Genomic DNA, 12,665 nt, shown 5'->3' on the forward strand with positions numbered 1-12,665 from the left:
GAGGGAGGACGCGGCATGCTTGAACAGCCCGCCGACGAGAACGTACCGACAGCGGACCGGGCGGTCCCGTGCCGGGTGGTGGTGTGCCGCGACTGCTGCTGCGGGACCGTGAAGGTCGACGCCGATCACGCGGCGCAGACCGCGCGGTTGCGGGAGATCGCCCCGGTGCGGATCTCCGAGTGCCTGGACGTGTGCGATCAGGCCAACGTCGTCGTCGTGCAGCCCTCGGCGGCCGCACGGGCGGCAGGCGCCCGCCCGGTCTGGCTCGGGCTGGTCAATGACCCGGCAGCGACGGAGGACATAGTGGAATGGGTGCGGGCCGGCGGGCCGGGTGTCGCGGCCCGCCCCGAGATCCTGGACCTCTATGTGATCGCCGCGCCCCGCCGCGTCGGGACAGCGGCCTCATGAACGGCGGCCGGGGCACGGCGGACGACGTACCGGCGGACGACGTACCGATGGACGACGTACCGATGGACGACGTACCGGCATACGACGTACCGGCGGACGAGGTCGTCGAGGCGCTGCGGGACGTCGCGCGGCTGGGAGGCTTCTTCGCCCTCGACACGGTCCGGGGGCTCGCGTCCGGCTCCGGCTCCGGCTCCGGTGAGGAGCGTCTCACGCGGGAGGGTTTCGCGGCGCGGGCCAGGACCGTCAACGAACGCTACGGCACTGCCGAAACCCGTATCGGCGTCTCCATCGCCCACCTCGGACTCGCGGCACGCCTGTGGTCGCCGGTCCTCGCCTGCGCCCTGGTCCACGGGATCGTGCCGGTGATGACCACCGTGGAATGGGCCGGCGACGGCTCAGCCCTTCGGCTGGCCGGGCCGCGGGGCAGCCGCGTCCCCCCGTCCGGGTCGTCACCGGCGGACGCCGTGGCCACGCAGACCGACGGCGTCCTTCAGCGCGTCGAGAGCCACCTGCCCGTCAAGATGGCGCCGCGGCTGCTCGCGGGGAACTCCGCTTCCGCGCTGGCCGGTTCGGCGGCGCAGCTGCTGAGATCCCGGCCCGGCCTGCGGGCGCCGCTCACCGAGCTGACACGGGAACTCCTGGAGACCGGACGGCTGCGCGGGACCGGCCGGATCACCGGCCCCGAGCTGACCTTCCGCCGCCGCAGCTGCTGCCTCTACTACCGGGCGCCGAACGGCTCGAAGTGCGGGGACTGCTGCCTGGTCCGGTGACCGGGTCCGGTCGCGAGATCAGGCACCGGACCGGAGGTCACCTCTCCGCGCCGGGCAACGGCGGCCCGTCCGCCGGCAGGAACGTCACCTGGGGGCGGCCCGTGCGGGGATGCACCGCGACCTCGGCCGTCACCTCGTAGACCTCCGCGAGCAGGCGCGGAGTGAGCACCTCGTGCGGCGGTCCGGACGCGACGACACCGCCGTCGCGCAGAACGTACAGGCGATCGCAGTAGTACGCGGCCAGGTTGAGGTCGTGCAGGGCGACGAGAACCGTCGCGGGCAGTCGGCGCAGCGCGGACAGGATCTCCAACTGATGCCGGATGTCCAGGTGGTTGGTCGGTTCGTCCAGGACGAGCAGTGACGGCTCCTGGGCCAGGGCACGGGCGATCAGCACCCGCTGCCGCTCGCCGCCGGAGAGATGGTCGAAGGGGCGGTCGGCCAGGGTGACGGCGTCGACCGAGGCGAGCGCCGTCTCGATCGTGGCGGCGTCCTCGGCCGTGTCGCCCGACAGGAGCCGTTTGTGCGGGGTCCGGCCCATCGCGACGACTTCCCGCACACTCAGATCGAGGCCGGACGGGGTGTCCTGCACCACCGCGGCCAGTGTGCGCGCGAGCCGGCGTGGGGGCAGGGTCCAGGCGTCGGCGCCGTCGACGCGGACCGTTCCGGCTTCCGGGCGCAGGACGCGGTAGACGGCGCGCAGCAGGCTCGACTTGCCACTGCCGTTCGGGCCGACGAGGCCGATGGTCTCGCCGGGACGGGCCGTGAGCGTGACGTCGTGGACCAGTCGCCGGGCGCAGGCCGTGAGTGTGACGCCCTCGACGCGCAGTTCGGCCGCTGTCATGCCGCGCCTCCCGCCTTCTTGCGCGCGTCGCGCCGCATCAGCCACAGGAAGAACGGCCCTCCGCACAGGGCGGTGAGCACGCCGACCGGGATCTCCTGCGGTGCCGCAACGGTTCGCGCCGCGATGTCGGCCAGGACCAGGAACGACGCACCCCCCAGCGCGGCGGCGGGCAGCACACGCCGGTGGTCGCCGCCGACGAGCAGCCGCACGACGTGCGGCAGCATCAGACCGACGAAACCGATCGGTCCGGCGGCGGCGACCAGCACACCGGTGACCAGCGAGACGAGCACGAACATCCGGGCCCGGAACCGAGCGACATCCAGACCCATGGTGGCGGCGGCCTCCTCCCCGGCGAGCAGCAGGTTCAGGTTCGGGGACTGCACCATGAGGACGGCGATCCCGAGCAGCAGCGCCAGACCGGGCAGCCAGAGCGAACTCCAGGACACACCGCCCAGACCGCCCAGCGTCCAGGCGAGGACGGTGCGCGCCTCGTTGCCGTTGTCCGTCGTCAGGAGCAGCAGGTTCAGCAGCGCGCTGAGCACCGACGCCACCGCGACCCCGGCCAGGATGAGCCGCAGCGAGGTGATGCGGCCGCCGGTGCGGGCGGCGGCGTAGACGAGTACGAGCGCGCCCAGCGCCCCCGTGAACGCGGCCGCCGACAGGGACACCGCGCCGAAGAGGCTCACCCCGAACACGATCACCGCGACCGCCCCGAGCGAGGCACCGGAGGACACCCCGAGGAGGTACGGCTCGGCGAGCGGGTTGCGCACCAGTGCCTGCAACGCCGTTCCGACGACGGCGAGGCCCGCGCCGGTGACCGCGCCGAGCAGGACGCGTGGCCCGCGCACGTCGAGGACGATCGTCTCCCGTGCCCGGGTCCAGGTGGGCTCCGTCCAGTCGGCGCCGAACGCGTGCGTCACGATGCCCCACACCTGGGCGGGCGGCACGCGCACCGAGCCGACGGCGAGTCCTGCGGTCAGGCAGGCGGCCAGGAGCACGGTGAGCGCGACCAGGGTGACGGCGAACGCGGCCCGGCGGCGCGGCTTCACCACAGCGGTGCTCGCGGCGCCCGTGGTGGACGCGGTCACTTGAAGCTGTCCGGGTGCAGCCCGCGCGCCAGGTCGCCCACCGCGTCCGCCGAGCGGACGCCGACGAGGGTGTCGGTCAGTGGCAGCACCACGAAACGCTTGTTCTTGATCGCGGGCACGTCGGCGAGTGCGGGCTGGGAGAGCAGGAACTTCTTCTTCTGGGCGACGCCGGTCCCCGCGTAGTCGTAGATGGCGATCACGTCCGGCCTGCGGTCGACGACCTGTTCCCAGGAGACGTCGCCGAACACGTCGTCCAGGTCGGAGAAGACGTTCTTGCCGCCGGCCAGCCTGATCAGTTCGTTGCCCAGGCCCTTGCCGCCGGCCGTGAAGGCGGACTTGTCGCCGCTGTCGTAGACGAACACGGAGACGTCGCGCGCGTCCTTCACGGTCTCGCTCGCCTTGTCGACGCGGGTGCGCAGTTCGGAGACGAGTGCGGACGCGCGGTCGGAGACGCCGAAGATCTTGCCGATCGTGCGTATCTCGGTGTACGTGTCCTGCATGGTCACCCCCTTCTTCCCGGCGCAGTTCTCCCGGTTGAGGTAGGTGTCGATGCCCGCGTCCTCGAACGCCTTGCGCGAGCGGCCCTCCTTCTCCGCGAACGCGCTGGCGTACCCGCCGTAGACGAAATCGGGATCGGTATCGAGGACCTTCTCGAACGACGGCGCCTGCTTCGACAGCTGCGGGATCGACGCGAAGTCCTCGCGCAGCGCGGGCAGGACCGCCGAGTCGGGGTACGACGTACCGGCCATCCGGTCCTTGAGCCCGAGCGCGAGCATCAGCTCGGCCGGATGCTGGTGGATGGTCACCGCGCGGGACGGCGGCTTCGTGTACGTCGTCCTGACACCGCAGTTGTCGATGGTGACGGGGAAGCCCTTCGCCGTCGAGGCACTTGCCTCCGGGGAGCCGGCGGCGGTGCCGGAGGAGCCGCAGCCGGCCGTCAGCAGGATCGCCGACAGCGCGGTGACGGCCGCGGCGAGGCGCGCCGGACCGCGCCCGCGTGAGGCCGCGGACGCCGCGTGCGAGGGGAAGAACGAGAAATGGGGACGGCTGTGACCGTCGTGCATGGGAAGCCTCCTGCGGAGTCCGCGCTCCTCGGATCGGGCCCGCGGCAGGTCAGTGACCTGACTTCCGCGGACGCCCCGAGGGACGTGCGCGGTCACAGTGGCGGGACCGTGCCGGATTCGCACCGGCTTCCTGGCTCCTGCCGCGGCTTTGACCTGGTGATCGTACGTAGTGACCGGGTGGACGAGGAAACCGGGGTCGGGCGCCGAGGTGCAGGGGAGAGGTCCCTGGAAGACTGTCCGCATGAGTACGCAGCAGCGCGCGATCCTCGTCATCGGCATCGGGGCCGGCGATCCCGACCACCTGACCCTTCAGGCCGTGAAGGCGATACGGCGCGCCGACGTCTTCTTCATCGTCGGCAAGGGACCCCACAAAGCGTCCCTGACCGACCTGCGCCACCGGATGATCGAGGAGCACGCGGAGGGTTCCTACCGTGTGGTGGAGGTCGAGGACCCCAGCCGCGACCGGGGCGCGATGGGCCGCTCGGACTACACAGCGGCCGTCCAGGACTGGCGCGAGCGGCGTGGCGAGATCTTCGAGAGGGCGATGCGCGAGGAGATGACGGCCGGCGAGACAGGGGCCTTCCTCGTCTGGGGCGACCCGTCCCTGTACGACAGCACGCTCGGCATCCTCGGGGACATCGAGGACCGCGGCGCGCTCCTGGTGGGCGTCGAGGTGATCCCCGGCATCACGAGCGTCGCCTCCCTGACCGCCCGTCACCGCATCCCGCTCAACCAGGTGGGCCGCCCGGTGCACATCACCCCGGCCCGCCGCCTCGCCGAAGTCGGCCAGAACGACGACGGAGACATCGTCGTCATGCTCGACGCCCACGAGTCGTTCACCCAGGTCGCGGGCAACGACGTGTGGATCTACTGGGGTGCCTACCTCGGCACCCCGGACGAACTCCTCGTCGCGGGGCCGCTCCACGAGGTCTCCGACCGCATCCGGCAGGTCCGCGCGGAGGCGCGCGAGCGGCACGGCTGGATCATGGACACGTATCTGCTGCGGATCACGGACGGACGCGGCTCCCCGCGCCGGGCCGAGACGGACGGGAGCGGCGGGCACGCCGCCCCGTGACACCCGCCGGGTCGCCGGCTCGACGGGTCCCGACGGATGAACGAACAGGCCCCAGCCATGGCCGGCCAGGCAGCTGCGGATGGTCACGACCGGCCCGGCCCCGGGCCGGTGCGCGGTCAGGCGACCATGCCGGTAGGGCATCTGGGCGGAATGTTCCGACGCCGGCGCGGCCGCTCAGGAGTTGGGCCCCGGGCTGGCTCTCCCTGAGCGGGGCTTGCCCTCTACGCTCGTGATCATGGCAAACGGATTCAGCGACCAGTTCCTGCTTGAGGCGGAACGGCACTCCGTCTGGGGCGCCGCTCAGCTCGAGACGCTCATGGAGTTCCTGCCCGAGGCGCCGTGGAACGCGGACCTGGCGACGTGTTCCTACCAGCAGGGGGAGGTGCGGCTACGGGTCGGTGTCCTGGGGACATACGACATGGAGGGGGGTTCCTGGCTGTGGGGCTGGGCAAATCCCGGGCTCGGCGGGAGTGAGGTCGTGGCGTTGTCCGCTGCCGTGGCACGGTACGGGCAGGCGCACGGGATTCCCGAGTTCACCGCTGAGGAAATCGATCTGTCCGGTTTCGACGATCCCCGGCGGGCCGCCGAGATGCTGGCCTTCGCGGGGATGGGGGTGGCCGACGCCCCCGGGTACATAGGGCAGCCCGCAGGGCCCGGTACACAGGTGTACTTCCTGCCCGACGACCCGAAGGTCCCGAGCGCCGATCTCGATCCCGTCGCCCTGCCGCGCGTGCTCATGACCGGGGTCTCGCTCATCGGGCGTTCGCCACGACAGGCCGTCACGGGGTACTTCGAGCACTACGGGGTGCCGCAGCGTGTGGAGGGCGACCGGCTGATCGCCGACCTGCCGACCGGTGCGGCCGTTGTCTCCTTCGACGGGATGGGGCGCATCGGCAACATCCAGCTCACGGTCGGCGGCTGACCCGGACAGTGGCGTAAGTACGTTTCCTCGGGGCGCCGGCGGCGCCGTCGCTTCAACCGCGGCGGCGACCGTCCGGCGAACGCCGTGCCCCTCAACGCTCTCGGCGCGCCGCCGATCGATGCGGGTATGGGGCAAAGCATGGTGAATGGGATCCCGCTACGGGCAACCCGCTGATGTCTAGTTGAAAATGATTACCATCGTGCTTAGGGTTGGTGTGGTCACGCGGGGGCAGCGGCTCGGGGCGGCACCGCGGGCCGCCGAGCCGCGTCGTACCGGCAGCGGTGAAGGTGCCCTCCACCGGCAGGCCGCACGTTGTTGATCCGCCAGGACCGGGAGGTCTTGAGCGCACGCGCCCCAGCCGGCACCGCGAATCGTCCGCACCGAGTGGCGCCCATCTGCAGAGGAGCACATTGACCATGTCATCACCCAGGAAGCGCCGTTGGGCAGCAGCCGGAGTTGTGGGGTCGGTCGCGCTGGCCGGAGTTGCCCCGGCGGCTTTCGCCGGCACCTCCGAGGACGCCGCTCAGCCACCTGCCCCGTCCGTAAGCGTTGTGCTGTCGCTGGAGGGTGAGGCCCTCGCGCTTGAGATGTCGCAGGGTGGTTCGGACGGCACCGGGCGTGTTTCCGGCGGAGAGCGACGCCCTGATCTGACGATCGGCAGCGAGGCGAGTACGACGGTGCCGGAGGACGGCGCCCCCGTTTCTCCCGGGTTGCCCGGCGACGACCTGTGGATCGTGGGCGGACGGGCCCCGGCCCGCGAGGAGATCCCGGCCGATACGGGGATCGGGTGGGACACCACCCGGGTCCCGGCCGAGGAGCTTGCCGACGCGCGCATCGACTGGGAGTTGACCGGGGTCGAAGGCCCCGGCGACGTAATGGCCTTTGAGCCCGGGGGTGTTGAGGGGGAGGGGGCGACAGCGGAGCCGAAGGTGGTGTTCGACAGCACCGAAGGTCTGCCGGACGCACTGGCTCTTCCGGCCGCCCGGCGCGGCGCATTGGCATGGGCGTTCACCCGGGCCGGTGACTACAGGATCTCCTCGCGGGCCACCGCTGAACTCGCGTCCGGCGACAGCGCCCGGACGGACACGGTGTGGACGGTGCGGGTCACCGACGAGCGGTCCGCTCCGCCCGCCGGGCCGCCTGCCGCCCCGGACGGAGGTGAAGGCGCCGTGCAGCGGGGCGACGACTCCGCCCCCGCCCGAAGTCGCACCGACGAGGCCCCGGACCGGAAGGCCGCGGCGGACGGTATCGCGAGCGAGCGGGCCGTCATCGCGGACGGCCATGTCGACGCGATCGCCGGGAAGATGGTGAACGGCACGTTGCGGACCTTGTTCAGGGACAGCCGCGACCCGGGCGACATCATCTGGCGTGAGCCCTCCTCCGTGGTGCTGCACGTCAGCCCCGCCGCCAAGGAGCGGATACCGGCAGGCGACACCTACTCCTTCCTCGGCAGGGCGGGCGGGGACTTCTGGCTCATTCCCCAGGTGCAGAAGCAAGGCGTCGTCTGGGCCGGATGGAACACGGAGGCGCTGGGCGACGGCGACCTGAAAGGTCAGGTCGACATGAAGCTGACGAAGGTCAGTGGGCCCGGAACCCTGGCCATCTGGGAGACGGCTGGTCTGGGGGGCGCGCAGGTGCTCTACAACAGTGCCGACGGCCTTCCCGACGCTCAGAAGGTGAACCCCGGCGTGCACGCGCACGGCAACTGGGCCTTCAGCAAGGAAGGTACGTACAGGGTGACCTTCCAGCTGAGCGGCACGTCGGCGAACGGAACGGCGATGTCCGACGCCCAGACGTACACCTTCGTGGTGGGGGACGGGGATCCGAACGCCGCCACCCCGGGAGACGGGGACGGCGACGGTGCTGCCACCGGCAGCGGCGGAGGCGAGGACGGTGCGGCGTCCGGTCCGGCAGACACCGACGGCTCGGCGTCCGGCTCCACCGGCGGTACGGGCGGAGCCGGTGGCGGGGCCGCGACCGGGGGAGACGGCAAGGGCAGCCTCGCCCACACCGGGACGGACCTGGCCGTCCCCTTCGGGATCGGCGCCGGGCTTCTGGTGGCCGGCGGTGGCGCCGCCATCGCGATGAGCAGGGCGAACAGGCGGCGTACCGCCGCCGGCCACCGCGCCGTCCGGATCTGATCGGGTGCTCGCGGCCCTCCGGGGCCGCGAGCACTCCTCCACGGCCGGCGCCCGGTCCCTTCTCCCCGGCGCCGGCCCCTTCTTCAGCGGGAGTTCATACATGCGTATACCCAGACCGGTCGTACGGTCCCTGGTCACCGTGACCGCCCTCGGAGCCGTTCTCTCCGGGTGCAGGGGCCATGCCGGGACGGCAGCCGGGACCGACAACCCGGACGCCGTGCTGCGCGTCGTGACCACGACGGAGATCCTGGCCGATCTCGTCCGCCAGGTCGGCGGGGAGCGGGTGCAGGTCGACTCGGTCGTGCCGCCCGGCGGTGACCCCCATTCGTACGAGCCCACACCTGCCGACGCGACTGCCGTTTCGAAGGCGGACGTGACGTTCACCAACCATCTTCTGCTGGAAGAGCACGCGCTCATCAAGACGGTCGACGCGAACGCCCGGAAGGGGACTCCCAATGTCTCCCTCGCCGAGGCTTCCGAAACATACGGGGCACACGTCATTCCGCTCGTCGAGGACATCGGCCTGGACGTCCTCTGGCTCGGGCTGCGGGTACGCGGAGAGGGCGAGTCCCGGGGCGCGACCCGGTCCTCCGACGTCCTCCTGTCAGCCACCGATGTCCGGGGCCCGGGAGACCTCGTGGCGTATCTGACCGAGTCCCTCGGCCGGCCCGAGATCTACTTCAACTCCGCGGACGGCCTTTCGGCCGAGGACACCACCAGCCTGCCGCCCGCCGCGCACACGCACCTGAACTGGGCCTTCACAAAACCTGGTGTCTACGAAGTGAGTCTGGCCGCGAAGCTCAGGAACGCGGACGGTACGACGCAGCCGGTGGGCACCGGCACCTTCACGTTCGCCGTCGGCGTCGACCCGCACACCGTGGCAGGCCCCGGAGACACCGTCCTCGACAACGGGCACACGGATCTGACGGTCAACATCGACAGCGGAAGGATGTCCGCGTTCACCGACCTGCGAACGGAGGGAAAGGCGCAGGAGGAGATCCCGCCCGGTGACGTGGTCATCGACGTACCCAACCGGACGCTGGAGAGGATTCCGGCCCAGAAGCGGTTCGCGTTCCTGGGCAAGCCCGGAGCCGAGGTCTACCAGCTTCCACAGGCGGTCCTCGGCAAGCACGTACACGGCGAGATCGACCCGCACCTGTGGCAGGACGTGCGGAACACCAAGTCCTACGTCCAGCTGATCCGGGACACCCTGAGGAAGGAGGACCCGGACGGGGCGGACCGGTACACCTCCAACAGCCGTCGCTACGAGCAGCGGCTGGACGAACTGGACACGTACGTGCGCCGCCAGGTCGGCGCGATTCCGTCCGGCAGACGTCAGCTGATCACCACGCACGACGCGTTCGGATATCTCGCCGACGCCTACGGAATGACGGTGGCCGGATTCGTCGTGCCGAACCCCGCGCAGGAGCCCAGCGCGGACGACGTCGGGAAACTGTCGAGGACCATCGGGAACCTCAAGGTCCCGGCGGTGTTCATGGAGCCGAACCTCGTGCAGCGCGCCACCGTGCTCAACCAGGTCGCCGAGGACCAGCACGTCAAGGTGTGCACGCTGTACGGCGATGCCTTCGACGACGACGTCCGGCACTACACGGACATGATGAGGCACAACGCCGACGCGCTCCGCTCCTGCCTCGGGGGTGCGCAGAAATGACCCGCACACTCGCCCGGCGGGCAACGCTCTCGCTCGCTGCCCTGGCTCTGGCGCTGGGCCCGGCCGCTCCCGCTCACACCTCCGAGACCCTGCCCCCCGGCGCCGCACCACGTACCGGTACCGGCCGAAAGGTCATCGGGGACGGCCACGTGGATCTCGGCCCGCGCTTCGACGGCGGCACGTGGACCGTGCAGATCCGCGATGACACGACCCGCCCCGCGACGTGGCGCGACACCTCGGATGTGGTGCTTCAGGTGAAGGACACGGCGAGGACCCAGGTGCCGGAAGGGAAGACGTTCGCCTTCCTGGGCGACCCCGGCGACGACGTGTGGCTGCTGCCTCAGGCGCAGCGGGACGGCGTTCTCTGGCCCGGCTGGAACAGCCAGGACCCCGAAGTGGTGGCCAGGGTGGGACGAGAGGTCAACTGGCAGCTGACCGGTGCGGAGGGGCCGGGTGACTTCGTCCTCTTCCTCAACGGCAGTTTCGGAACTCCGAAGGTGGTCTTCGACAGCAGACGGAAGGCCCCACAGGAGACCGGCATCGAGATCAACAGTCACGTACACGGAAACTGGGCGTTCACCGAGCCCGGTACGTACCTGCTCGGCATCCGGATGTACGCGGAGACGAAGGACGGCGAGCGGCATGACAGCCGGCGCACCCTTCGGTTCTCCGTGGGCCCCCAGAATCCCGGGCAGGCGTTCGCCGCCCGGCCCACCGGCGACCACGGGCCGGCGGGGGACGGCACGGACCAGCAGGCGAATCCCGGTGGTTCCCCGGCCGCTCTGTGGTGGGGAGGGGGAGCGGCCGTGGCCGTGGCCGCGGCGGCCGTCGCCCTGGTGCGGCGCGGCCGTCGTGACACCGGCTCGTCGGCAGCCACCGAACGCTCTGAAGGGACCAGCGATGACTGACCACCGCACGCCCGTCGGCGGGGCACCCGCGCTCGAAGTGCGGGCGATCTCCGTGCGGCTCGGGGAGCGGCTCGCCCTCGACAGCGTGGATCTGACCGTGCGAACCGGTGAACTCGTCGGTCTGATCGGCCCGAACGGCGCGGGAAAGACGACCCTGCTCCGCGCGGCACTCGGACTGCTCGCCCCGCACTCCGGCACCGTGCACGTCGGCGGCGAGGCCGTCGGCGGGAGCCGGGGGACCATCGGTTACGTCCCTCAACGCCATGAGTTCGCCTGGGACTTCCCCCTGTCCGTCGAGAAGGCCGTGCTGACCGGTCGTACCCACCGCATCGGCTGGCTCAGGCGCGCGGGGGCGGCCGACCGGGAGGCTGTGGAGGAAGCCCTCGAACGCGTCGCCATGCTCGATCTGGGACAGCGCCCCATCGGCGAACTGTCGGGGGGCCAGCGGCAGCGCGTGCTGGTGGCTCGGGCACTCGCTCTGCGCCCCACCCTGATGCTGCTGGACGAGCCGTTCACCGGGCTCGACGTGCCCACCCAGGAACTTCTGACGGACCTGTTCAGGCAGCTGCGCCAGGAGGAGAAGGCGTTGCTCATGACAACTCATGACCTTCCCGCGGCCGCCGGTATGGCGACGCGGCTGTGTCTGCTCAACAGGACCGTGATCGCCGACGGGCCACCCGACGAGCTGCGCGACCCTGCTGTCTGGCTGCGGGCCTTCGGCGTCACGAAGTCCGATCAGCTTCTGACCTCCCTGGGGGTGTCGCGATGAGCGGGCTCGGAGACTTCCTGGCAGGTCCGTGGGAGCACCTGTTCATGCAGCGGGCGTTCGCGGTGGCGGTGATGTGCGGCATCGTCTCGGGTGTCGTCGGAAGCCATGTGGTCCTGCGGGGAATGGCCTTCATCGGGGATGCCGTGTCCCACTCGGTCTTTCCGGGTGTCGCGATCGCCTTCGTGTTCCAGTTCAACCTGGTTCTCGGTGGCGCGGTGGCCGGTCTCCTGACCGCGCTGGCGGTGGCGGTGTTCTCGCAGAACCGGAGGCTGAAGGAGGACTCGGTCATCGGGGTGTTCTTCGCCGCCGCCTTCGGCCTCGGCATTGTCATCCTCAGTACGGCACCCGGCTACAGCGGCTCACTCGAGTCGTTCCTGTTCGGCCAGATCCTGGGTATCAGCGACGGCGATGTGCGCACGGTCGCGGTGATGGGCCTGGTCCTGCTCGCGGTGGCGGGGGCGGTGCACAAGGAACTCGTGACGGTCAGTCTGGACCGCGAGACGGCCCGGGCTGCCGGGCTTCCGGTGTTCGCGCTCGACATCGTGCTGTATGCCCTGGTGACCGTCACGGTCGTCATCTCGCTCCAGGCGGTGGGCAACATCCTGGTCCTGGCCCTGCTGATCACGCCGGCGGCCTGCTCGCGCCTGCTGACCGACCGGATCGGCGTGATGATGACGCTTGCCCCCGCCATCGGCGCCGGGTCCGCGGTTGTCGGTCTGTATCTCTCCTACGCCTACAACCTGGCCGCCGGGGGACTGATCGTCCTTGTGGTGACCGGCGTCTTCGTTCTCTGCTGGCTCCTGGCGCCACGTCACGGACTCCTGGCCGCAGGGCGGCGGCGCCGCGACCGGGGGCGGACGCCTGTCGGCAGCCACCCTTGAGACACGTTCCGGGCCGGCCGCATCGTTGAGGTGACCCGTCGTCACCAGGACTGTCCTGGCAGGCTCTTGCGGTCCTATTAAAAACGATTATCATTTTCAGTGTTCGCGCACATACACGTGCGCCCT

12 protein-coding genes and 1 riboswitch are annotated in these 12,665 nt (G+C 70.8%); of the genes, 9 read left to right on the forward strand and 3 right to left on the reverse strand.

Going from position 1 to position 12,665, the window contains the following annotated elements; translation table 11 throughout:
* Positions 1 to 15 precede the first annotated feature (15 nt).
* Positions 16 to 408, forward strand: a complete 393-nt coding sequence (locus tag P8A18_RS31840; protein ID WP_306060224.1) for a (2Fe-2S) ferredoxin domain-containing protein — start codon at positions 16 to 18, stop codon at positions 406 to 408.
* Between the two features lie 47 nt (positions 409 to 455).
* The gene (locus P8A18_RS31845) at positions 456 to 1,178 is read left to right on the forward strand and encodes a (2Fe-2S)-binding protein (RefSeq protein WP_306061271.1); all 723 of its coding nucleotides are present in this window, start codon (positions 456 to 458) and stop codon (positions 1,176 to 1,178) included.
* A gap of 37 nt (positions 1,179 to 1,215) precedes the next feature.
* Here P8A18_RS31845 and P8A18_RS31850 read toward each other — a convergent pair whose 3' ends face one another.
* The 3 genes from P8A18_RS31850 to P8A18_RS31860 are packed head-to-tail and all read right to left on the reverse strand — an operon-like array spanning position 1,216 to position 4,171.
* On the reverse strand, positions 1,216 to 2,019 hold the full coding sequence (locus P8A18_RS31850; protein WP_306060226.1) for an ABC transporter ATP-binding protein: 804 nt from the start codon (positions 2,017 to 2,019) through the stop codon (positions 1,216 to 1,218).
* Entirely contained in the window at positions 2,016 to 3,107 is a 1,092-nt protein-coding gene (locus P8A18_RS31855; protein ID WP_306060228.1) for a FecCD family ABC transporter permease, read from the reverse strand. The genes P8A18_RS31850 and P8A18_RS31855 overlap by 4 nt, the downstream gene beginning before the upstream one ends.
* Positions 3,104 to 4,171, reverse strand: coding sequence for an ABC transporter substrate-binding protein (locus P8A18_RS31860; RefSeq protein ID WP_306060230.1), 1,068 nt, complete (start codon positions 4,169 to 4,171; stop codon positions 3,104 to 3,106). The genes P8A18_RS31855 and P8A18_RS31860 overlap by 4 nt, the downstream gene beginning before the upstream one ends.
* Before the next feature lie 30 nt (positions 4,172 to 4,201).
* A riboswitch (cobalamin riboswitch) is annotated at positions 4,202 to 4,343 on the reverse strand.
* A 69-nt stretch (positions 4,344 to 4,412) separates the two neighbouring features.
* Between P8A18_RS31860 and cobF the strand changes: the two genes are divergently transcribed.
* From cobF to P8A18_RS31895, 7 genes are all read left to right on the forward strand, one after another.
* Positions 4,413 to 5,246 (forward strand): precorrin-6A synthase (deacetylating), encoded by an 834-nt coding sequence (cobF, locus tag P8A18_RS31865; protein WP_306060232.1) that lies wholly within the window; start codon positions 4,413 to 4,415, stop codon positions 5,244 to 5,246.
* 235 nt (positions 5,247 to 5,481) lie between these two features.
* A complete protein-coding gene (locus tag P8A18_RS31870; RefSeq protein WP_306060234.1) occupies positions 5,482 to 6,168 on the forward strand; it encodes a DUF6882 domain-containing protein in 687 nt (228 codons plus the stop codon).
* A 416-nt stretch (positions 6,169 to 6,584) separates the two neighbouring features.
* Positions 6,585 to 8,309 carry a choice-of-anchor M domain-containing protein gene (locus P8A18_RS31875; protein ID WP_511101557.1) on the forward strand — a complete coding sequence of 575 codons (1,725 nt, stop codon included), beginning with the start codon at positions 6,585 to 6,587 and terminating at the stop codon, positions 8,307 to 8,309.
* A 100-nt stretch (positions 8,310 to 8,409) separates the two neighbouring features.
* Positions 8,410 to 9,981: an anchored repeat ABC transporter, substrate-binding protein gene (locus P8A18_RS31880; protein ID WP_306060237.1), complete on the forward strand. Its 1,572-nt coding sequence runs from the start codon at positions 8,410 to 8,412 to the stop codon at positions 9,979 to 9,981.
* A complete protein-coding gene (locus P8A18_RS31885; protein ID WP_306060238.1) occupies positions 9,978 to 10,889 on the forward strand; it encodes a TIGR03773 family transporter-associated surface protein in 912 nt (303 codons plus the stop codon). The genes P8A18_RS31880 and P8A18_RS31885 overlap by 4 nt, the downstream gene beginning before the upstream one ends.
* Positions 10,882 to 11,658, forward strand: a complete 777-nt coding sequence (locus tag P8A18_RS31890; protein WP_306060239.1) for an anchored repeat-type ABC transporter ATP-binding subunit — start codon at positions 10,882 to 10,884, stop codon at positions 11,656 to 11,658. Before P8A18_RS31885 ends, P8A18_RS31890 begins: the two co-directional genes overlap by 8 nt.
* Positions 11,655 to 12,539 (forward strand): anchored repeat-type ABC transporter permease subunit, encoded by an 885-nt coding sequence (locus tag P8A18_RS31895; RefSeq protein ID WP_306060240.1) that lies wholly within the window; start codon positions 11,655 to 11,657, stop codon positions 12,537 to 12,539. Before P8A18_RS31890 ends, P8A18_RS31895 begins: the two co-directional genes overlap by 4 nt.
* Positions 12,540 to 12,665 lie beyond the last annotated feature (126 nt).

Source organism: Streptomyces sp. Mut1, from assembly GCF_030719295.1.
Lineage (GTDB): Bacteria > Actinomycetota > Actinomycetes > Streptomycetales > Streptomycetaceae > Streptomyces > Streptomyces castrisilvae.